This window comes from Polynucleobacter sp. es-MAR-4, from assembly GCF_018882055.1.
Taxonomy (GTDB): Bacteria; Pseudomonadota; Gammaproteobacteria; order Burkholderiales; family Burkholderiaceae; genus Polynucleobacter.
This window is the reverse complement of sequence record NZ_JACVPF010000002.1, coordinates 613714-634438: the sequence shown is the minus strand read 5'-3', so window position 1 is coordinate 634438 and position 20725 is coordinate 613714. Positions and strand designations below refer to the sequence as shown.

The 20725-nt window shown below is 47.2% G+C and carries 15 protein-coding genes, 7 tRNA genes, 3 rRNA genes and 1 pseudogene; 21 read left to right on the top strand and 5 right to left on the bottom strand.

What is annotated here, in order from left to right:
* Positions 1-9: 9 nt before the first annotated feature.
* The 3 genes from ICN16_RS09365 to ICN16_RS09355 all read right to left on the bottom strand — a co-directional run bounded on the left by ICN16_RS09365 (position 10) and on the right by ICN16_RS09355 (position 1536).
* On the bottom strand, positions 10-195 hold the full coding sequence (locus ICN16_RS09365) for a hypothetical protein (RefSeq protein ID WP_041396810.1): 186 nt from the start codon (positions 193-195) through the stop codon (positions 10-12).
* Between the two features lie 41 nt (positions 196-236).
* Complete coding sequence (locus ICN16_RS09360) at positions 237-1379, bottom strand: fatty acid desaturase (RefSeq protein ID WP_255533716.1); 1143 nt, start codon at positions 1377-1379, stop codon at positions 237-239.
* A gap of 81 nt (positions 1380-1460) precedes the next feature.
* A tRNA-Arg gene (locus tag ICN16_RS09355) sits at positions 1461-1536 on the bottom strand.
* Between the two features lie 105 nt (positions 1537-1641).
* On the opposite strand from ICN16_RS09355, the gene ICN16_RS09350 reads away from it, so the two are divergent.
* Complete coding sequence (locus ICN16_RS09350) at positions 1642-2133, top strand: cytochrome c5 family protein (protein WP_216136743.1); 492 nt, start codon at positions 1642-1644, stop codon at positions 2131-2133.
* A gap of 41 nt (positions 2134-2174) precedes the next feature.
* Here the strand turns inward: ICN16_RS09350 and rsmI are convergent, their stop codons facing one another.
* Entirely contained in the window at positions 2175-3080 is a 906-nt protein-coding gene (gene rsmI / locus ICN16_RS09345) for a 16S rRNA (cytidine(1402)-2'-O)-methyltransferase (RefSeq protein WP_216136740.1), read from the bottom strand.
* A 107-nt stretch (positions 3081-3187) separates the two neighbouring features.
* On the opposite strand from rsmI, the gene ICN16_RS09340 reads away from it, so the two are divergent.
* The 3 genes from ICN16_RS09340 to ICN16_RS09330 are packed head-to-tail and all read left to right on the top strand — an operon-like array spanning position 3188 to position 4842.
* Positions 3188-3790 carry a phosphoheptose isomerase gene (locus ICN16_RS09340; protein ID WP_216136737.1) on the top strand — a complete coding sequence of 201 codons (603 nt, stop codon included), beginning with the start codon at positions 3188-3190 and terminating at the stop codon, positions 3788-3790.
* A 27-nt stretch (positions 3791-3817) separates the two neighbouring features.
* Positions 3818-4462 carry a BON domain-containing protein gene (locus ICN16_RS09335; RefSeq protein WP_216136735.1) on the top strand — a complete coding sequence of 215 codons (645 nt, stop codon included), beginning with the start codon at positions 3818-3820 and terminating at the stop codon, positions 4460-4462.
* A gap of 38 nt (positions 4463-4500) precedes the next feature.
* On the top strand, positions 4501-4842 hold the full coding sequence (locus tag ICN16_RS09330) for a c-type cytochrome (protein ID WP_216136733.1): 342 nt from the start codon (positions 4501-4503) through the stop codon (positions 4840-4842).
* Here ICN16_RS09330 and ICN16_RS09325 read toward each other — a convergent pair.
* Positions 4839-5498, bottom strand: coding sequence for a GNAT family N-acetyltransferase (locus tag ICN16_RS09325; RefSeq protein WP_216136732.1), 660 nt, complete (start codon positions 5496-5498; stop codon positions 4839-4841). The genes ICN16_RS09330 and ICN16_RS09325 overlap by 4 nt on opposite strands.
* Positions 5499-5990: 492 nt before the next feature.
* Here ICN16_RS09325 and ICN16_RS09320 point away from each other — a divergent pair.
* The 17 genes and pseudogenes from ICN16_RS09320 (at position 5991) to rpoB (ending at position 20725) form a co-directional block, all read left to right on the top strand.
* A 16S ribosomal RNA gene (locus ICN16_RS09320) occupies positions 5991-7523 on the top strand.
* 58 nt (positions 7524-7581) lie between these two features.
* Positions 7582-7658, top strand: a tRNA-Ile gene (locus ICN16_RS09315).
* A gap of 30 nt (positions 7659-7688) precedes the next feature.
* Positions 7689-7764, top strand: a tRNA-Ala gene (locus ICN16_RS09310).
* A gap of 267 nt (positions 7765-8031) precedes the next feature.
* A 23S ribosomal RNA gene (locus ICN16_RS09305) occupies positions 8032-10905 on the top strand.
* A gap of 109 nt (positions 10906-11014) precedes the next feature.
* Positions 11015-11128, top strand: a 5S ribosomal RNA gene (gene rrf / locus ICN16_RS09300).
* Together the 16S, 23S and 5S rRNA genes with 5 tRNA genes alongside form the textbook arrangement of a ribosomal RNA operon.
* Before the next feature lie 112 nt (positions 11129-11240).
* Positions 11241-11325 (top strand) — tRNA-Tyr (locus ICN16_RS09295).
* A gap of 5 nt (positions 11326-11330) precedes the next feature.
* Positions 11331-11404 (top strand) — tRNA-Gly (locus tag ICN16_RS09290).
* A 21-nt stretch (positions 11405-11425) separates the two neighbouring features.
* A tRNA-Thr gene (locus tag ICN16_RS09285) sits at positions 11426-11500 on the top strand.
* Positions 11501-11567: 67 nt separating this feature from the next.
* Positions 11568-12758, top strand: a complete 1191-nt coding sequence (tuf, locus tag ICN16_RS09280; protein ID WP_215302340.1) for an elongation factor Tu — start codon at positions 11568-11570, stop codon at positions 12756-12758.
* Positions 12759-12770: 12 nt separating this feature from the next.
* Positions 12771-12846, top strand: a tRNA-Trp gene (locus ICN16_RS09275).
* 20 nt (positions 12847-12866) lie between these two features.
* A complete protein-coding gene (secE, locus tag ICN16_RS09270; protein ID WP_216136731.1) occupies positions 12867-13244 on the top strand; it encodes a preprotein translocase subunit SecE in 378 nt (125 codons plus the stop codon).
* 7 nt (positions 13245-13251) lie between these two features.
* Positions 13252-13824 (top strand): transcription termination/antitermination protein NusG, encoded by a 573-nt coding sequence (gene nusG / locus ICN16_RS09265; protein WP_216136730.1) that lies wholly within the window; start codon positions 13252-13254, stop codon positions 13822-13824.
* Positions 13825-13979: 155 nt separating this feature from the next.
* Positions 13980-14411, top strand: a complete 432-nt coding sequence (gene rplK, locus ICN16_RS09260; RefSeq protein ID WP_011901890.1) for a 50S ribosomal protein L11 — start codon at positions 13980-13982, stop codon at positions 14409-14411.
* Positions 14412-14413: 2 nt separating this feature from the next.
* Positions 14414-15115, top strand: coding sequence for a 50S ribosomal protein L1 (gene rplA / locus ICN16_RS09255; protein WP_015420223.1), 702 nt, complete (start codon positions 14414-14416; stop codon positions 15113-15115).
* A 235-nt stretch (positions 15116-15350) separates the two neighbouring features.
* Positions 15351-15863 (top strand): annotated as a pseudogene (gene rplJ / locus ICN16_RS09250) (50S ribosomal protein L10); the annotation flags it as partial.
* A gap of 160 nt (positions 15864-16023) precedes the next feature.
* Positions 16024-16398 carry a 50S ribosomal protein L7/L12 gene (gene rplL, locus ICN16_RS09245; RefSeq protein ID WP_114654227.1) on the top strand — a complete coding sequence of 125 codons (375 nt, stop codon included), beginning with the start codon at positions 16024-16026 and terminating at the stop codon, positions 16396-16398.
* A 226-nt stretch (positions 16399-16624) separates the two neighbouring features.
* Positions 16625-20725: a DNA-directed RNA polymerase subunit beta gene (rpoB, locus tag ICN16_RS09240; RefSeq protein WP_216136727.1), complete on the top strand. Its 4101-nt coding sequence runs from the start codon at positions 16625-16627 to the stop codon at positions 20723-20725.

The following is a 20725-nucleotide window of genomic DNA, read 5'->3' as shown; positions in this document are numbered from 1 at the left end:
AATGAGAAATTAGGTTTTTGCAGAGCCAGTACGGTGTGTGCGGTTGTACAAGCAGCTTGCACAAATCCAGCGTTGCTTACGATTGCTTGTTGGAATCCAGGTACCGCCTTCCAGGCGCTTTTCGCGACTGCATGAAGAGCAAAACTTGAGGCTCTGTGAGGTTTCTTGGGTAGCAGCTGGAGTCGAGGTAGTCATGGGCAATCCGGGTAAGCCAAATCTTGTACAGAAGATCTATTTTACCCGTTTTGTCCCGCTGGGGCTGGGCTTAAGACGACTCTGACTGAATCAGCCGTTTTATTGCCGTCAAAATCGAGCCAAGCCTTGTTCTCGAAATCATAGAGCTTGCATTTACGTGCTGTATCGAAATACCAGGCCCAAGAGAACTTTTGTATAAAAATACGCTCTGGAAGGATGGTTTCCAGGGTATTTTGAGCCTCTTGGAGGCGGTATAGGGGAACACTCATATCTACGTGATGGGCAGTGTGTTCCATGATGTGGTGCATTAAAGAGCCCCAGATCCAGTTAAAGGTCAAATGCACCGTGGTTGAAACAAAAGGCTGGGCGCGTAACCACCCGGACTTTTTGTCGTACCAAGAAACTTTTGGGTGGGTATGGTGAACATAGACCACAAAGCCAATCATTCCGTTCCAGAACAAGAAAGGAACAACAAAGCCAGTAATCAGGCCGAGCCAAACTGATTGGCCGGTAGCAAGCGCGCCAGCAATAAGGCAGCCAATCCAGATGATGGCAAAGCCAGTAACTAGCAAATTGTCTTTCAAGAAAATTGGGCGATCGCCTGGTTTGTTCTTGGCATTTGGGAAGTACTCACGTCTCCACCAAATTTCAATGAGGTAGTAGAAAACAGGGCCCCAGCCGCTTCGGTACAGGCGCTCTAAACCTTTGCGCCATGCTGGTAAGGCATCAAACTCTGCTTTTGATAATGGAGCCCAGACAAAGTCAAAGCCCTTGAGGTTAGTTTGACCGTGGTGAACAACATTATGGCCTACATCCCATAAGCTATATGGGGTTAAGGATGGCAGGAATGCAATGCGACCCAATACCTTGTTGAGTTCGCGGTGTGGAGTGTAGCTTTGGTGGCAAGCATCATGACCTAAGATAAAGATGCGGCCAGTAACAAAGCCAGCAACCAAGCCCAAGATGATCTTGATGAGGATGCTTTCGACAAAAATAGTGCCAGCGATACAGGCAAGCCACAAAACAGCATCTAATACTAGAAGCGCGATTGCTTTTACTGTTTCCCCTTCAGCCATTGGGATCAGCCAGCTGCGAATGACTTTTCGATGCGGCAATGGAAGATCAGGAGCCAAAGGATTGGCAATAGATGGCTCAGAGAGTGCAGAATTTAGATGATTTGACATGATAAGAATCAATAAGTTAGGTGCAAATGATAGCCTTTTTCACGAATTTACGCATGATGTAGGTCAAAAACCCCCCTATTTTGGTGCGCCCGGCAGGAATCGAACCTGCGACCCTTGGCTTCGGAGGCCAATACTCTATCCACTGAGCTACGGGCGCCAGTAGGAAATTCGCTAACTACGCCATTGTAAGTGCCTATACCCTCCCGGTCTCGTTATAATCACGGCAAAGTAACCCTTAAACCCGTCAAACGATAAAAGTCCTATGAGCGAAGCGCACGGCAGCCTAATTAAGTCCCCTAAACAACTGATCATCATGGTGTTTGCCAGCTTTTTTGTGCCCCTGATTATTATTTTGTTGCTGATGGTGTTTGTAAACAATGGCAAGCGTACAGATGCTGAGGCTTCTGCAGAGGCTTTGATTAAGCCTGTTGCCCAATTGAATTTCAAAGACGCTAGCGCACCACGTGAATTACAAACTGGTGAGCAGGTATATAAAACAGTATGTGCTGCATGCCACGCAAGTGGTGCTGCGGGCGCGCCAAAGTTTGGTGATGCTGCCGCTTGGAGTGCTCGTCTAGGTAAGGGCTACGATGGCTTGTTAACTTCAGTTATTAAAGGCAAAGGTGCAATGCCGGCGCGTGGCGGAGCAAATCCAGCTGATATCAGTGATTATGAGTTGGGTCGTGCAGTTGTCTACTTGGCAAATTCTGCTGGCGGTAAATTGCCAGAGCCTAAGGCCCCTGCTACTAAATAATTTTTAGTACATATAAAAAAGCTGGCTATACGCCAGCTTTTTTATTGCCCCTTATCTTGGGATTTAGCATCAAGCGCTACCTGGTATGCCTCCTTTTTGCTGAGCCCCAGCGTTTGTGCCAATACAGCAGCAATTTCTTTGCTGCCTAAATAAGGGTTCAATGCATTGGCCCAGAGCAATAACATTGAATGCTCCGGAGCCTCATCGGCATTGGCTTGGCGGCCAGCCACTAAAATAATAAATTCACCTTTAAGGCTTTCTGCTTTCTCAAGCCACTCTGGAATACCTGCGGCGGAGAGCGTTACCAGTTGCTCAAATTTTTTCGTGAGCTCTCTACCTACTAGTACTTGTCGCTCAGGTTCGAGCTCTTTACTAAGTGTAATTAGTGTGTCGTGTATTTGATGTGGCGATTCAAAGAAGATGCTCGCTTTTGAATTACTTTTAATGTCTAGAATAAGTGCGTCGCGCTCTTTAGACTTATTTGGCCAGAAGCCGAGAAATTGAAAGCGCCCTTCTGATGGGAGCATGACAGAGCCGCTGGCAGAAATAGCTGAGGACACAGCGCTAGCACCTGGAATAGGAATAATTCGAAACCCAGCTTTTTGAACGGCGTTGACTAGTCGTGCGCCTGGATCCGAAACGCCAGGGGTACCTGCATCTGAAATGTAGGCCCAACGTTCGTTTTGTGAGAGATGCTGAATAATTGTTTGTGCTCCAACAATCTCATTGTGCTCATGAAGGGCGACACATTTTTTATGAATTCCAAAGTGTTGAAGCAGGGGTGCGCTATGTCGGGTATCTTCACAGGCAATGCCATCTACGGAATTAAGAACATGCAGTGCGCGCAAAGTGATGTCTCCCAAATTGCCGATGGGGGTGGCAACCATATATAGGGCTCCAGCAGGCAGGTCCTGTTGTTTTAAAAAGTCAAAGGAGCTTGGTTCCATGGGGGCAATCTTTTGTACAAGAGATATTAATAAGTAAGAGAATACGTCTCTTTTGAAATCAGGGGCGACCTAGACATTTTGCTTAAAGTTTGGCGCATAATAATGAGATGGACAAAGATACTCTCGAACGTTTGCGCGCTCGCGCATCCCAACATTTCTTAGACAGCATCGCTGTAAAGCAAGAGGCTGAAAAAGTTCTTCCTGAACAAGTTGCTCGCGGCATAGTCGCTATGACAGACTGTTTGCGTGCTGGTGGAAAGGTGATGGCTTGTGGCAACGGTGGATCTGCTGCCGATGCCCAACATTTTGCTGCCGAACTTATTGGGCGCTTCGAAAGAGAACGGCAAGAGCTGGCTGCGATTGCATTGACAACAGATACCTCAATCTTGACTGCTGTAGGAAACGACTATAGCTATGACGAGATCTTTAGTAAGCAAGTGCGTGGCCTTGGAAAAAAAGGCGACATCTTAATCGGCATCTCTACCTCAGGAAATTCAAAAAACGTAGTGAAAGCAATTGAAGCTGCAAAAAAGATGGGGATCAAAATCATCGCTCTGACTGGTAACGGTGGTGGAAAAATTGCAAGCTTGCTAGATGCAGATGACATCCATTTGTGCGCACCCTCCACTCGCACTGCTCGTATTCAAGAAACGCATTTAGTTTTGCTTCATGCGCTATGTGATGGTGTAGATCATCTGTTGCTCGATTAATAGCATCATCAATTAGAAGGTTCGTAAATGAGAAATTCAATCACCATCAAACTATTTGCTGCAATTTTGATTTCATCATTCTTATCTGGATGTGGTGTGTTGGTTGTTGGTGGGGTTGTAGCGGGCGCAAGTGTCATGGCCGATCGCCGTACTCCAGCCGTGCAGGCAATAGATAAGGGGATAGAGTTGGAGGCTGGGAATGCTCTGGCTAAGCGTTATGGTGATGATGCGCACATCAACGTGACATCCTTCAATCAAAAGGTGCTGTTAACTGGCGAAGTAAAAGATGCTGATATCAAAGGCCAGGCTGGCGCTTATGTAAAGACCATGAAAAACGCACGCTCTGTTTTCAATGAATTGGTCATTGGACCAAATAGCAGTTATACATCTCGCGCGAATGATTCTTTCCTTGAATCCAAAATCAAAACCCAAATGATTTTTACAGATAAGTTGCCATCGAATTCAATGGTAATTATTGCTGAAGGCAGCAGCGTTTATTTGATGGGCATTCTGACGCAGAATGAAGCAGCGATTGCTAAGAAAGTTGCAAGCAATGCTGATGGCGTAAAAGATGTATACGCCTACTTCGATATTATTTCTGATGCAGAAAAAACGCGTTTAGAAAAACAAGGGAAAGCAGATGAGTCGCAGCCTAGCTCAATGCCCAACTAGTTAATCTATTTGATGCTAAGTGGGCAATAAATTTATTTATGCAAGCGCTCAAACTTCTTTCGTTCTGCGCCCTCTTCTTGCTTTGCTCTTTTTGCGTGCAAGCTACGACTGAGGATGCAAAAGCGAAAGCAGTTGCAAAACAAAATGCCTGCTTAGGCTGTCATGCGGTAGATAAAAAAATTGTTGGCCCTAGCTTTCAGGCAGTTGCAAAAAAATACGCTAACGACCCTAGTGCAAAAGAATTTTTGAAAAATAAAATTCTAAAAGGTGGTTCGGGATCTTGGGGTGTTGTGCCTATGCCAGCAAACGCGAAATTAAGCGATACCGATGTAGCGTTGCTGACAACTTGGATTTTGCGCGGAGCGCCCAGCGCTAATTAAGTTGTGCGAGTGCCTGGTCTGCCAAGAAACCATGACCACACATCATTCGAGCGCTTAAGATTTTCTTTAATCGCGTAATCAAAATCTGCCCACTGCTCATTGGCAGCCTCTTCGACAATCGTGCTGGGATTTGCAGGGGGTAATGTCAAGTACGCATCTGCATCACCATAGGCGTATTCAACGCGCATACCGGCTTTTTGAGCCAGATGCATCATGGCCCTATTGTTAGCCAAGCAATGTACAAATAAAGATTCAACTTGAGTGTTGCGTGAGTGCACAGCGGCGCGAGCCAATAGGGCCGTTCCAATGCCCTGTCCACGACCATCGGGAAGTACCGACACCCCAAACTCAGCAGCCTTTGCATGGCCTTTGCTTACTGGCAAATATGCCAAGTGAGCCATTCCAATCAGATTCAACTGGGAATCAAAGCTACCAAACACCGAGTCTTTATTGAAATCTAGGCCCTCAACATAGTGATGAATAACTTCATCGGGCGTCTGAGTTCCAAAACGCAAGCGTCGATCTTCTTCATTTAAGAGCAAAAGATGATGAAGAATCTCATCTCTATGGCCGCCATGTAATTCGCGTACAGGGACAGCCAACCCAGCCAGATAAGGCTTGGTGGGTGAGTGACTATTTGCTAATTTGTTGTGCATAGCAGCATTTTAGCAGAAAAGCAGGAAAATTACAGGGTTTTCCCTAGGAATGCATAGTTGTGGAGAGAAAAGCAACAAAGTGCTAGAAAGGCCCCTGGCTCACGCCCTTATTGCCTGTCTTAGCCATAAAAACCCGGATAGTTTGAAAAAAATGAAAATATTTTTTAAACTATATCTCATTGTTTTTATTGAATTTAATTTATAAGTAAGAAAAAAATTCACTTTTTTATAGAAAAAGACTACGAAAGGTGTTGACAGACCCAAATGAGTAGGATAAAGTCTCATCTCTCTGCTGAATGTTTTTAAGAAATACGAAACAAGTCAGCCCTCTTTAAAAATTAGTCAACCGATAATTGTGGGTACTAAGTGAAAGCATCAAGTCCTTCGGGACAGATGTAAATAAATAGTACTCATAGACAGTAAAAAGATTTGGTTTTATTACCAAGTCAATTTCTTGAATGAGTGCGACGATCCGCAAGGATCACAGGAATTGAACTGAAGAGTTTGATCCTGGCTCAGATTGAACGCTGGCGGCATGCCTTACACATGCAAGTCGAACGGCAGCACGGGTGCTTGCACCTGGTGGCGAGTGGCGAACGGGTGAGTAATACATCGGAACGTACCTTATCGTGGGGGATAACGCAGCGAAAGCTGTGCTAATACCGCATACGCCCTGAGGGGGAAAGCGGGGGATCGAAAGACCTCGCGCGATTAGAGCGGCCGATGCCTGATTAGCTTGTTGGTGGGGTAAAAGCCCACCAAGGCGACGATCAGTAGCTGGTCTGAGAGGACGATCAGCCACACTGGGACTGAGACACGGCCCAGACTCCTACGGGAGGCAGCAGTGGGGAATTTTGGACAATGGGGGAAACCCTGATCCAGCAATGCCGCGTGAGTGAAGAAGGCCTTCGGGTTGTAAAGCTCTTTTGTCAGGGAAGAAACACCGGCTATAACACAGTCCGGGAATGACGGTACCTGAAGAATAAGCACCGGCTAACTACGTGCCAGCAGCCGCGGTAATACGTAGGGTGCGAGCGTTAATCGGAATTACTGGGCGTAAAGCGTGCGCAGGCGGTTATACAAGACAGGCGTGAAATCCCCGGGCTTAACCTGGGAATGGCGCCTGTGACTGTATAGCTAGAGTGTGTCAGAGGGGGGTAGAATTCCACGTGTAGCAGTGAAATGCGTAGATATGTGGAGGAATACCAATGGCGAAGGCAGCCCCCTGGGATAACACTGACGCTCATGCACGAAAGCGTGGGGAGCAAACAGGATTAGATACCCTGGTAGTCCACGCCCTAAACGATGCTGACTAGTTGTTCGGGATTTACATCCTGAGTAACGTAGCTAACGCGTGAAGTCAGCCGCCTGGGGAGTACGGTCGCAAGATTAAAACTCAAAGGAATTGACGGGGACCCGCACAAGCGGTGGATGATGTGGATTAATTCGATGCAACGCGAAAAACCTTACCTACCCTTGACATGTCACTAACGAAGTAGAGATACATTAGGTGCCCGTAAGGGAAAGTGAACACAGGTGCTGCATGGCTGTCGTCAGCTCGTGTCGTGAGATGTTGGGTTAAGTCCCGCAACGAGCGCAACCCTTGTCTTTAGTTGCTACGCAAGAGCACTCTAAAGAGACTGCCGGTGACAAACCGGAGGAAGGTGGGGATGACGTCAAGTCCTCATGGCCCTTATGGGTAGGGCTTCACACGTCATACAATGGTGCATACAGAGGGTTGCCAACCCGCGAGGGGGAGCTAATCTCAGAAAATGCATCGTAGTCCGGATCGTAGTCTGCAACTCGACTACGTGAAGCTGGAATCGCTAGTAATCGCGGATCAGAATGTCGCGGTGAATACGTTCCCGGGTCTTGTACACACCGCCCGTCATACCATGGGAGTGGGTTTTGCCAGAAGCCGTTAGCCTAACCGCAAGGAGGGCGACTGCCACGGCAGGGTTCATGACTGGGGTAAAGTCGTAACAAGGTAGCCGTATCGGAAGGTGCGGCTGGATCACCTCCTTTCTAGAGAAAGATGCTGGAGCTCTAGTGCCCACACTTATCGGTTGACAATAAAAGCCACGGGTCTGTAGCTCAGCTGGTTAGAGCACTGTGTTGATAACGCAGGGGTCGTAGGTTCAAGTCCTACCAGACCCACCACCAGCCAGAAACAAGACTTAGTGGGACGTTGGGGGATTAGCTCAGCTGGGAGAGCACCTGCTTTGCAAGCAGGGGGTCGTCGGTTCGATCCCGTCATCCTCCACCATCATCTAAATGTCAAAACTAAGCGAATATTTAATCGTTTAGTTTTGCCATTTATGGCTGTTCTTTAAAAATTTGAGTAAGCAAAGTGTCAAATGTTTCTTTGAGAGGACATTTGACAATGTAATAAGGGTAAAGATTGAATCATCAATCAGTAATACAAACGAGTTTTACCAAGTTCTTAACAAAGTACTTACAGTTTGGATTACGGCAAACATGTCAGAAGTAGAAGTAAACCTGTAACAGGTACTAGCAATGGTGCTCGTTATAGGATCAAGTGAATAAGTGCACATGATGGATGCCTTGGCGATTACAGGCGACGAAAGACGTTATAACCTGCGATAAGCCCCGGGGAGCTGGTAAATAAGCTTTGATCCGGGGATTTCTGAATGGGGAAACCCACCACTTTTGTGGTATCCATACCTGAATACATAGGGTATGAGAAGCGAACCTTGTGAACTGAAACATCTAAGTAGCAAGAGGAAAAGACATCAACCGAGATTCCCAGAGTAGTGGCGAGCGAAATGGGAACAGCCTTCTAGTGATAGCTCAGTAATTAACAGAACGGAATGGAAAGTCCGACAATAAAGGGTGATAGTCCCGTATGTGAAAATTATTGGGTGGTACTAGGCTAGAGACAAGTAGGGCGGGACACGTGAAATCCTGTCTGAATATGGGGGGACCATCCTCCAAGGCTAAATACTCGTAATCGACCGATAGTGAACAAGTACCGTGAGGGAAAGGCGAAAAGAACCCCGGGAGGGGAGTGAAATAGATCCTGAAATTGTGTGCATACAAACAGTAGGAGCCTCGTAAGGGGTGACTGCGTACCTTTTGTATAATGGGTCAGCGACTTACATTCAGTAGCAAGCTTAACCGAATAGGGAAGGCGTAGCGAAAGCGAGTCCGAATAGGGCGCTAGTTGCTGGGTGTAGACCCGAAACCAGTTGATCTATCCATGGCCAGGTTGAAGGTGCGGTAACACGTACTGGAGGACCGAACCCACTAACGTTGAAAAGTTAGGGGATGAGCTGTGGATAGGGGTGAAAGGCTAAACAAAACTGGAAATAGCTGGTTCTCTCCGAAAACTATTTAGGTAGTGCCTCGTGTATCACTGTAGGGGGTAGAGCACTGTCATGGTAGTGGGGTCCATTGCGGATTACTGCGCCATAGCAAACTCCGAATACCTACAAGTGCAAGCACGGGAGACAGACATCGGGTGCTAACGTCCGGTGTCAAGAGGGAAACAACCCAGACCGCCAGCTAAGGTCCCTAATATATGCTAAGTGGGAAACGAAGTGGGAAGGCTAAAACAGTCAGGAGGTTGGCTTAGAAGCAGCCATCCTTTAAAGAAAGCGTAATAGCTCACTGATCGAGTCGTCCTGCGCGGAAGATGTAACGGGGCTAAGCATATAACCGAAGCTGCGGATCACAGTAATGTGATGGTAGGAGAGCGTTCTGTAAGCCTGTGAAGGTGTCTTGTAAAGGATGCTGGAGGTATCAGAAGTGCGAATGCTGACATGAGTAGCGATAAAGGGGGTGAAAAGCCCCCTCGCCGTAAGCCCAAGGTTTCCTGTTCAACGTTCATCGGAACAGGGTGAGTCGGCCCCTAAGGCGAGGCAGAGATGCGTAGCTGATGGGAACAAGGTTAATATTCCTTGACCATTGTTAGATGCGATGGGGGGACGGATCGCGGAAAGTTGTCCGGGTGTTGGAAGTCCCGGTTCTTGCGTTGGAGATGGCTATTAGGTAAATCCGGTAGCGTAATTCAAGGGCGTGAGACGAGCGAATTTATTCGCGAAGCAATTGGAAGTGGTTCCAAGAAAAGCCTCTAAGCTTCAGTCTAACAAGACCGTACCGCAAACCGACACAGGTGGGCGAGATGAGTATTCTAAGGCGCTTGAGAGAACTCAGGAGAAGGAACTCGGCAAATTTGCACCGTAACTTCGGGATAAGGTGCGCCCTGGTAGTTTGACCGTGAACAACGGGAGGACGAAAGGGTTGCAATAAAAAGGTGGCTGCGACTGTTTAATAAAAACACAGCACTCTGCAAACACGAAAGTGGACGTATAGGGTGTGACGCCTGCCCGGTGCTGGAAGATTAAATGATGGGGTGCAAGCTCTTGATTGAAGTCCCAGTAAACGGCGGCCGTAACTATAACGGTCCTAAGGTAGCGAAATTCCTTGTCGGGTAAGTTCCGACCTGCACGAATGGCGTAACGATGGCCACACTGTCTCCTCCTGAGACTCAGCGAAGTTGAAATGTTTGTGATGATGCAATCTACCCGTGGCTAGACGGAAAGACCCCATGAACCTTTACTGTAGCTTTGCATTGGACTTTGAACCGGTCTGTGTAGGATAGGTGGGAGGCGTTGAAAGCGGGATGCTAGTTCCGCTGGAGCCAACCTTGAAATACCACCCTGGTTTGTTTGAGGTTCTAACCTTGGCCCATTATCTGGGTCGGGAACAGTGCATGGTAGGCAGTTTGACTGGGGCGGTCTCCTCCCAAAGTGTAACGGAGGAGTACGAAGGTACGCTTGGTACGGTCGGACATCGTACCTAAAGTGCAATGGCAAAAGCGTGCTTAACTGCGAGACCGACAAGTCGAGCAGGTGCGAAAGCAGGTCATAGTGATCCGGTGGTTCTGTATGGAAGGGCCATCGCTCAACGGATAAAAGGTACTCTGGGGATAACAGGCTGATACCGCCCAAGAGTTCATATCGACGGCGGTGTTTGGCACCTCGATGTCGGCTCATCTCATCCTGGGGCTGTAGCCGGTCCCAAGGGTATGGCTGTTCGCCATTTAAAGAGGTACGTGAGCTGGGTTTAAAACGTCGTGAGACAGTTTGGTCCCTATCTGCCATGGGCGTTGGAGATTTGACGGGGGCTGCTCCTAGTACGAGAGGACCGGAGTGGACGTACCGCTGGTGTACCTGTTGTTTCGCCAGAAGCATCGCAGGGTAGCTATGTACGGAAGAGATAACCGCTGAAAGCATCTAAGCGGGAAACTTGCCTGAAGATGAGATCTCCCGTAGGTTTAACCTACATAAAGGGTCGTTGAAGACCACAACGTTGATAGGTCAGGTGTGGAAGCGCAGTAATGCGTTAAGCTAACTGATACTAATTGCCCGTTAGGCTTGATCCTATAACCAGCACTATTGTGTTGGATGTTTGCCAGATTTAATCTGCATCCTTAATTACATGCTTACTCAAATAGAGTTGTTGATGAATTATCAGCAACTCGACCCTCTACGCCCGGTGACCATAGCAAGTTGGAACCACTCCTTCCCATCCCGAACAGGACAGTGAAACGACTTTACGCCGATGATAGTGCGGATTACCCGTGTGAAAGTAGGTAACTGCCGGGCACCAATGCGACGCCCAGACCCTCTTAGGTCTGGGCGTTTTTACTTGTGCAAAGCGTTTTGAGGTTTTAGAGATTGACAGAAACTCCATTTGGAGTCAGAATATTGGGTTCGCGGAGGGGTGTCCGAGCGGCTAAAGGAGGCAGACTGTAAATCTGTTGGCTATGCCTACGTAGGTTCGAATCCTACCCCCTCCACCAGATGTGCGGGATTAGTTTAATGGTAAAACAGCAGATTTCCAATCTTCGGTCAAGAGTTCGATTCTCTTATCCCGCTCCAGTATTAACAGTATTTGTATTTGCCCATGTGGCTCAGTGGTAGAGCACTCCCTTGGTAAGGGAGAGGTCGGCAGTTCGATCCTGCCCATGGGCACCATGGCTTAAGTAGTAAAAATTTTAATTTCGTGTGTTGGTTTAAGAGTTAACTAAGGGCAGACAAAAAAATGGCAAAAGAAAAGTTTGAGCGGACAAAACCGCACGTAAACGTTGGCACAATCGGTCACGTTGACCACGGTAAAACCACATTGACAGCAGCTATTGCAACTGTGCTTTCAAAAGCATTCGGTGGCGAAGCAAAAGCATACGATCAGATCGATGCTGCTCCAGAAGAAAAAGCACGCGGTATTACTATTAATACAGCACACGTTGAGTATGAGACAGCGAATCGTCACTACGCTCACGTTGATTGCCCAGGACATGCTGACTACGTTAAGAACATGATTACTGGTGCTGCTCAGATGGACGGCGCTATTTTGGTTTGCTCTGCAGCTGACGGCCCAATGCCACAAACTCGTGAGCACATCCTCTTGGCACGCCAAGTTGGTGTTCCATACATCATCGTATTTTTGAACAAGTGCGACATGGTTGATGACGCTGAGTTGTTAGAGCTCGTAGAAATGGAAGTTCGTGAGCTTCTATCTAAGTACGACTTCCCAGGCGATGACACACCAATCGTTCAAGGTTCTGCTAAGTTAGCTCTTGAAGGCGACGAAGGCCCATTGGGTAAAGAAGCCATCATGAAGTTGGCTGAAGCGCTTGACTCATACATCCCAACTCCAGAGCGTGCTGTTGACGGTGCGTTCTTGATGCCAGTAGAGGACGTGTTCTCTATCTCCGGTCGCGGTACTGTTGTTACAGGCCGTATCGAGCGCGGTATCGTTAAGGTTGGTGAAGAGATTGAAATTATTGGTATCAAGCCAACACTCAAGACAACTTGTACTGGTGTTGAAATGTTCCGCAAATTGCTCGACCAAGGTCAAGCAGGCGATAACGTTGGTATCTTGTTACGCGGTACAAAACGTGAAGAAGTTGAGCGCGGCCAAGTATTGGCTAAGCCAGGCTCAATCACCCCACATACTCACTTTACAGCCGAGGTTTACATCTTGGGTAAAGACGAAGGTGGTCGTCATACTCCATTCTTTAACAACTATCGTCCACAGTTCTACTTCCGTACAACGGACGTAACTGGTTCAATCGAGTTGCCAAAAGACAAAGAAATGGTAATGCCTGGTGATAACGTGACTATTACCGTAAAACTCATCGCTCCAATCGCGATGGAAGAAGGTTTACGTTTTGCGATCCGTGAAGGTGGCCGTACTGTTGGCGCCGGCGTGGTTGCAAAGATTTTGGCTTAATAGTTTTAATAAAGGGGTGTAGCTCAATTGGCAGAGCGTTGGTCTCCAAAACCAAAGGTTGGGGGTTCGATGCCCTCCGCCCCTGCCACGATTTGAACTGAAAGTAATATGTCTCAACATACAGCAAGCCATACTGAAGAAAAAAGTAGCTGGGTCTCCGGACTCGCTGCTTTAATCGTCGTTGCAGCGTTAGTTCTTTACTACACGCTGGCAGATCAATCTTTGTTGATCCGTTTAGCTGTTTTGTTTGGCGGTATTGCTGCTGCAGTTTTGATTGTGGCGTTTTCACCTGATGGGCGTCGCTTTATCGCCTATGCAAAAGATTCTTGGTATGAAGTAAAAAAGGTTGTTTGGCCGACTCGCAAAGAGACGACTCAAATGACTCTAGTCGTATTTGGCTTTGTTCTGATCATGTCCCTGTTTTTATGGATTGCAGACAAATTAATTGAATGGCTAGTTTTTTCAGTCTTCTTGGGCTGGAAGTGAGTAAAAAATGATTGATGCTGAATTGGTCTCAAATCCACAAGCTACCGGCAATATGCGCTGGTACGTGATCCATGCTTATTCAGGCATGGAAAAAAGCGTTAAAAGAGGTCTTGAGGAGCGTATTGCACGCTCTGGCATGCCTGAGAAATTTGGCCGTATCTTGGTTCCCTCCGAAGAGGTTGTAGAAATCAAGTCTGGCACTAAGTCTGTATCTGAACGTCGTTTCTTTCCGGGATATGTCCTGATTGAGATGGAAATGACGGACGAGAGCTGGCATTTGGTGAAAAACACTCCAAAAGTGACTGGTTTTGTGGGTGGTGTTCGTAACCGCCCAAGCCCAATTTCTACAGCAGAAGTCACCAAAATCATGGATCAAATGCAGGCTGGGGTTGATAAGCCTAAGCCTAAGACCCTCTTTGAAGTGGGTGAGATGGTTCGCGTAAAAGAAGGCCCGTTTACAGACTTCAATGGAAATGTCGAAGAAGTGAACTACGAGAAGTCAAGATTGCGCGTTTCTGTTACAATTTTTGGCCGCGGTACCCCAGTTGAGCTGGAGTTCGGCCAGGTAGAAAAGATGTAAAAAATACCCAATTTAAGGGTGTTTTGTAGCAAAAGTAGTCGTTTTAAGTGGTTAGCAATAACCGAGGAGCGGATCTAGAAAGCCAAAAACTAGTGAAGCGTTTACTCAACAGCGGTCTTTCCTAATGAGGTCAGGCGCGCTTTTAGGAGCAATCAATGGCAAAGAAGATCATTGGCTTTATCAAGCTGCAGATCCCTGCAGGTAAAGCAAATCCATCACCTCCCGTAGGTCCAGCATTGGGTCAACGTGGCCTCAACATTATGGAATTCTGTAAGGCGTTTAATGCTCAAACTCAGAGCATGGAACCTGGCCTGCCAATTCCGGTCGTGATTACAGCGTTTGCTGATAAGAGCTTCACATTCATCATGAAGACTCCTCCAGCAACCATCATGATTAAGAAGGCTGCAAAGATCGAAAAAGGATCACCACGTCCGCATACCGATAAGGTAGGAAAAATTACACGTGCTCAAGCAGAAGAAATTGCTAAAGCAAAAATGCCAGATTTGACAGCTGCTGATATGGACGCTGCTGTAAGAACAATCGCTGGTAGCGCCCGTTCAATGGGCATCACAGTGGAAGGTCTCTAATCATGACTAAGTTATCTAAGCGTTTAAAAGCAATCGAATCTAAAGTAGATCGCAATAAGTTTTATGCATTAGAAGATGCATTGAACCTCGTTAAAGAGTGTGCAACTGCTAAGTTTGATGAGTCTATCGACGTTGCAGTTCAGTTGGGTATTGATGCTAAGAAATCTGACCAAGTTGTGCGTGGCGCAGTTGTGCTCCCAGCTGGTACAGGTAAGCATGTTCGTGTAGCGGTATTTGCACAAGGCGAAAAAGCTGAACAAGCAAAAGCTGCTGGTGCTGAGATCGTTGGCATGGAAGACCTTGCTGACCAAATCAAAGGCGGCAAAATCGATTTCGATATTTTGATCGCATCCCCAGACACAATGAAGATCGTTGGTACTTTAGGTCAAGTATTGGGCCCACGTGGTTTGATGCCGAATCCAAAAGTTGGAACTGTTACTCCTGACGTTGCTACTGCAGTTAAGAATGCAAAAGCTGGCCAAGTGCAATTCCGTGTGGACAAAGCCGGTATCGTGCACGCAAGCATTGGCCGTCGTTCATTCGAGCCAGCTGCATTGAAATCAAACTTGCTCGCATTGCTTGAGGCTTTGAACAAAGCTAAGCCACCTGCATCTAAGGGCGTTTATTTAAAGAAGGTTGCCGTAAGCAGCACCATGGGTGCAGGCGTACGTGTAGACCAAGCATCGATACAGGCTGCTCAGTAATTAGCCTGTAGCAAAAAGAACTTTGGGTCGACTCCTACTCTTTGAGTGAGAGTCGAACATCAAAGACCGTTGGTGAATTATTTGCTTACTCAGAACTAATTCTTAATCGTTACGAAAGTAATAGCCAGCGCAGATGGCGACCCTGAAAAGATTTCACAAGATTCCCTTGTGACAAATGATCAGACGCTGGTGTGTAACCCCAACTGGAAACAGTTGGTTTTTTAGGAGTTAAACCGTGCCTTTGAATGTACAAGACAAAAAAGCGATTGTTGCTGATGTCGGCGCTCAATTGGCTGGAGCTCAAACAGTCGTGCTCGCTGAATACCGTGGTATTCCAGTAGAGCAGTTGACAAAGCTACGTGCTAGCGCACGTGACCAAGGTGTATATCTTCGCGTTTTGAAGAACACATTGGCACGCCGTGCTGCACAAGGCACACAGTTTGAGCCTCTTGCTGATTCGATGGTTGGCCCCTTGATCTACGGCATTTCTGCTGATCCGATTGCTTCGGCAAAAGTATTGCAGAACTTTGCTAAGACTCAAGACAAGCTAGTCATTACTGCTGGCTTATATAACGGCAAGTTGTTAGATGTTGCAGGCGTTAAAGCTCTTGCAACAATTCCAAGCCGCGACGAGTTGTTATCTCAGTTGCTAGGTGTGATGTTGGCACCAGTATCTGCGATGGCTCGCGTATTGGGCGCAGTAGCAGCGCAAAAATCAGCCGGAGCACCTGCTCCAGTTGCAGCACCTGTAGTTGAAGCAGCAGCCCCAGCAGAAGTAGTTGCTGAAGCCGCCGCTCCAGAAGCAGCTGCTGAGCCTGCAGCCGCAGCCCCAGAAGCTGGAATAGAAACACCGCAAACCCCTGCCGCTGAATAAGCGCAGATTAACTATTAAGTATTAGGAGCTAAAAATGGCGATTACCAAAGAAGAAATCATTGATGCAGTAGGTAGCATGTCCGTAATGGATTTGAACGACTTGGTTAAGGCGTTCGAAGAGAAGTTTGGCGTTTCAGCTGCAGCGATGGCTGTTGCTGGTCCTGCTGGTGGTGGCGCAGCTGCTGCTGGTGAAGAGCAAACAGAATTTACTGTTAACTTGCTCGAAGCTGGTGCAAATAAAGTTTCAGTAATTAAGGCTGTTCGCGAAATCACTGGTCTTGGCTTGAAAGAAGCTAAAGACTTAGTTGATGGCGCACCAAAGCCAATCAAAGAAGCTGTTGATAAGAAGACAGCTGAAGAAGCTAAGAAGAAGCTTGAAGAAGCTGGCGCTAAAGCAGAACTCAAGTAATACAAACTCAGTTAGCGCCCCTCAAAAAGGGGTGCTAGCCATGTTGGGTTTGACCATTAGTGGTCAAACCCGATTTCATTTCTGATTGAAATCGGGTTTGCCTTCTGATACGACTGCAGAATGCAAGTTTGGTCGGACACTAGATCTTTCGATTTAGTGTTGTCCGCCAGTGATTGGTAGTGGCCAATCGCCAAATCTTTGTACAGTCGCTGAATTCGGAGATGAAATGAACTACAGCTTCACCGAACGCAAGCGAGTCCGTAAAAGCTTTGCTAAGCGAGTAAATAATCATCAGGTTCCATACCTGATCGCAACGCAGCTGGAATCCTACGCTAAATTTTTACAGGCTGATAAGCCGGCAATGTCTCGTCTTACAGAGGGACTTCAGGCTGCCTTTACATCAGCATTCCCAATTGTGTCCAACAATGGCTACGCACGTATGGAATACGTGTCATACCAGTTGTCACAGCCACCGTTTGACGTTAAAGAATGTCAACAACGTGGTTACACATACCACTCAGCCTTACGTGCAAAAGTTCGCTTGATTATTTATGATCGCGAAGCGCCTACTAAGGTTAAAGAGGTAAAAGAGAGTGAAGTCTACATGGGTGAAATTCCACTCATGACTGACAACGGCTCTTTTGTGATCAACGGTACTGAGCGCGTTATCGTTTCTCAGTTGCACCGTTCCCCAGGCGTGTTCTTTGAACACGATAAGGGCAAGACACATAGCTCAGGTAAGTTGCTGTTCTCAGCACGCATCATTCCTTACCGTGGTTCATGGCTCGATTTTGAGTTTGATCCAAAAGACATTCTGTATTTCCGCGTTGACCGTCGTCGTAAGATGCCCGTCACCATTTTGCTCAAAGCAATTGGTTTAAACAACGAACAGATTCTTGCAAACTTCTTTAACTTTGATCATTTCTCATTGAGCGCAAATGGCGCATCAATGGAATTTGTTCCAGAGCGTTTGCGTGGTCAGTTAGCTAGCTTTGATGTGCTTGATAAGAATGGCGTTGTTGTCATTCAAAAAGACAAGCGTATCAATGCAAAACATATTCGTGAACTCGAAGCCGCTAAGACTAAAAACATCGTAGTTCCAGATGACTACTTGGTTGGCCGCGTAGTTGCACGCAACATCATTGATCCAGACTCTGGCGAAATCTTGGCTTACGCTAATGATGAAATCACCGAAGAGTTGTTGGCTACATTGCGTGATGCAGGTATTAAGCAATTGGAAACCATCTACACCAATGATTTGGATTCTGGTGCATATATTTCACAGACATTGCGTACTGATGAAACTGCCGATCAAATGGCTGCTCGTATTGCCATCTATCGCATGATGCGTCCTGGCGAGCCTCCAACAGAAGATGCTGTTGAAGCCTTGTTCCAGCGCTTGTTCTACAACGAAGATAGCTACGATTTATCACGCGTTGGCCGTATGAAAGTGAATAGCCGTCTCGGCCGTTCAGAGATGGAAGGCAAAATGGTTTTGTCGGATGAAGATATCCTCGACACCATTAAGTCTTTGGTTGACTTGCGTAACGGTAAAGGCGAAGTCGATGACATCGATCACTTAGGTAATCGTCGCGTACGTTGCGTAGGTGAGTTGGCAGAGAATCAATTCCGTGCTGGTTTGTCACGTGTTGAGCGTGCGGTTAAAGAGCGTCTCGGCCAAGCCGAAACAGAAAACCTCATGCCGCATGATTTGATTAACAGCAAGCCAATCTCTTCAGCAATTCGTGAGTTCTTCGGTTCTTCACAGTTGTCCCAGTTTATGGACCAAACAAATCCATTGTCAGAGATCACGCACAAGCGTCGTATTTCTGCATTGGGACCTGGTGGTTTGACACGTGAGCGCGCAGGCTTCGAAGTGCGTGACGTACATCCAACCCACTACGGACGTGTTTGCCCAATTGAAACTCCAGAGGGACCAAACATTGGTCTGATCAACTCACTCGCGTTGTTTGCGCGTTTGAATGAGCATGGTTTCTTAGAGACTCCATACCGTAAAGTTTCCAATAGCAAAGTAAGCGACGAAGTTGTTTATCTGTCTGCGATTGAAGAAGCGAAATACGTTATTGCTCAGGCAAATGCAACGATCGACAAGAGCGGCAAGTTGGCTGATGAATTGGTTTCAGCACGTCAGGCTGGTGAGACCATGATGGTTAGCCCAGAGCGCATCGATTTCATCGACGTTGCTCCGAGCCAGATCGTTTCTGCCGCTGCTTCATTGGTTCCATTCTTGGAGCATGATGATGCGAACCGTGCGTTGATGGGTGCGAATATGCAACGTCAAGCGGTTCCTTGCTTGCGTCCAGATAAGCCATTGGTTGGTACCGGCTTAGAGCGCATTGTTGCGGTTGACTCAGGTACAGTTATCTTGGCTTCCCGCGGCGGTATCGTTGACTATGTTGACGCAAACCGTGTAGTTATTCGTGTAAACGATGACGAGACAGCGGCTGGTGAAGTTGGTGTGGATATTTATAACCTCATCAAGTACACCCGTTCAAACCAAAACACCAACATCAACCAACGTCCAATCGTTCAGGCTGGTGATCGTGTAGCTCGTGGCGACGTCGTTGCTGATGGCGCATCTACCGATTTGGGTGAGTTGGCTTTGGGTCAAAACATGACTGTGGCATTTATGCCATGGAACGGTTACAACTTCGAAGATTCAATCTTGATCTCTGAGAAAGTTGTTGCTGATGACCGTTACACCTCTATTCATATTGAAGAGTTGTCGGTTGTTGCTCGTGATACCAAGCTTGGTTCAGAAGAAATTACACGCGATATCTCCAATTTGGCTGAGTCACAACTCTCCCGCTTGGATGAGAGCGGTATTGTTTACATCGGTGCTGAAGTTGAAGCTGGTGACGTATTGGTTGGTAAGGTAACTCCAAAGGGTGAGACTACTCTCACGCCAGAAGAGAAGCTCCTCCGTGCGATCTTCGGTGAAAAAGCATCTGACGTTAAAGATACTTCTTTGCGCGTTCCATCTGGAATGATCGGCACCGTTATTGATGTTCAAGTCTTCACCCGTGAAGGCATTGAGCGCGATGCACGTGCACAGTCAATCATTCAAGAAGAATTACAACGCTATCGTTTGGACTTAAACGACCAGTTGCGTATTGTTGAAGGCGATGCCTTCATGCGTTTAGAAAAGCTGTTGATTGGCAAAGTTGCCAATGGCGGTCCACAGAAGTTGGCTAAGGGCACTAAGATCGACAAGGAATACCTTGCTGGTTTAGATAAATACCATTGGTTTGATGTTCGTCCAGCGGATGATGAGGTTGCCACACAAGTTGAGGCAATCAAATCTTCTATCGAAGCGAAGCGTAAGCAATTTGATGAGGCTTTTGAAGAGAAGCGCACAAAACTTACCCAAGGCGATGATTTGCAGCCTGGCGTAACGAAGATGGTTAAGGTGTACCTGGCAGTTAAGCGTCGCTTACAGCCTGGTGACAAGATGGCCGGTCGTCACGGTAACAAAGGTGTGGTTTCTAAAATCGCCCCCGCAGAAGACATGCCATTTATGGCTGACGGACGCCCTGTTGACATCGTCTTGAACCCATTGGGTGTTCCTTCCCGTATGAACGTAGGTCAGATCTTGGAAACCCACTTAGGTTGGGCAGCTCAAGGTATTGGTAAGCGTATTGATGAGATGGTTCGTCAACAGGCTAAACAAGCTGAACTCCGTAAGTTCATGAAGCAGCTTTACAACGAAACCGGTCGTATCGAAGATATCGATAACTTCACTGATGAGCAGATCACTGTTTTGGCTGAGAATTTACGCCAAGGCTTGCCATTCGCTACTCCAGTGTTTGACGGTGCAACTGAAGCTGAAATCGGACGCATGCTCGAGTTGGCATATCCAGAAGAGGTAGCTACTTCTTTGAAGATGACGCCTTCACGTCAGCAAATGATTTTGTGCGACGGCCGTACTGGCGATCAGTTTGAGCGTCCTGTAACTGTTGGTGTAATGCACGTCTTGAAACTCCACCATTTGGTCGATGACAAGATGCATGCACGTTCAACCGGACCTTACTCGTTAGTAACGCAACAGCCACTGGGCGGTAAAGCTCAGTTTGGTGGTCAGCGCTTTGGTGAGATGGAAGTTTGGGCCCTCGAAGCATACGGTGCTTCATATGTCTTGCAGGAAATGCTGACAGTGAAGTCCGATGACGTCGCAGGCCGTACCAAGGTTTACGAAAACATCGTCAAGGGCGAGCACACAATTGATGCTGGCATGCCCGAATCCTTCAACGTGTTGGTAAAAGAAATCCGCTCGTTGGGTATTGACATTGACATGGAGCGCAACTGA

Bases quoted from the DNA above. Each gene is read 5' to 3' on its own strand.
- nusG (WP_216136730.1), top strand. From the start codon at position 13,252: ATGATTGATGCTGAATTGGTCTCAAATCCACAAGCTACCGGCAATATG.
- ICN16_RS09340 (WP_216136737.1), top strand. From the start codon at position 3,188: ATGGACAAAGATACTCTCGAACGTTTGCGCGCTCGCGCATCCCAACAT.
- ICN16_RS09330 (WP_216136733.1), top strand. From the start codon at position 4,501: ATGCAAGCGCTCAAACTTCTTTCGTTCTGCGCCCTCTTCTTGCTTTGC.
- ICN16_RS09335 (WP_216136735.1), top strand. From the start codon at position 3,818: ATGAGAAATTCAATCACCATCAAACTATTTGCTGCAATTTTGATTTCA.
- rplK (WP_011901890.1), top strand. From the start codon at position 13,980: ATGGCAAAGAAGATCATTGGCTTTATCAAGCTGCAGATCCCTGCAGGT.
- ICN16_RS09365 (WP_041396810.1), bottom strand. From the start codon at position 195: ATGACTACCTCGACTCCAGCTGCTACCCAAGAAACCTCACAGAGCCTC.
- rpoB (WP_216136727.1), top strand. From the start codon at position 16,625: ATGAACTACAGCTTCACCGAACGCAAGCGAGTCCGTAAAAGCTTTGCT.
- ICN16_RS09350 (WP_216136743.1), top strand. From the start codon at position 1,642: ATGAGCGAAGCGCACGGCAGCCTAATTAAGTCCCCTAAACAACTGATC.
- rsmI (WP_216136740.1), bottom strand. From the start codon at position 3,080: ATGGAACCAAGCTCCTTTGACTTTTTAAAACAACAGGACCTGCCTGCT.
- rplA (WP_015420223.1), top strand. From the start codon at position 14,414: ATGACTAAGTTATCTAAGCGTTTAAAAGCAATCGAATCTAAAGTAGAT.
- secE (WP_216136731.1), top strand. From the start codon at position 12,867: ATGTCTCAACATACAGCAAGCCATACTGAAGAAAAAAGTAGCTGGGTC.
- ICN16_RS09325 (WP_216136732.1), bottom strand. From the start codon at position 5,498: ATGCACAACAAATTAGCAAATAGTCACTCACCCACCAAGCCTTATCTG.
- rplL (WP_114654227.1), top strand. From the start codon at position 16,024: ATGGCGATTACCAAAGAAGAAATCATTGATGCAGTAGGTAGCATGTCC.
- tuf (WP_215302340.1), top strand. From the start codon at position 11,568: ATGGCAAAAGAAAAGTTTGAGCGGACAAAACCGCACGTAAACGTTGGC.
- ICN16_RS09360 (WP_255533716.1), bottom strand. From the start codon at position 1,379: ATGTCAAATCATCTAAATTCTGCACTCTCTGAGCCATCTATTGCCAAT.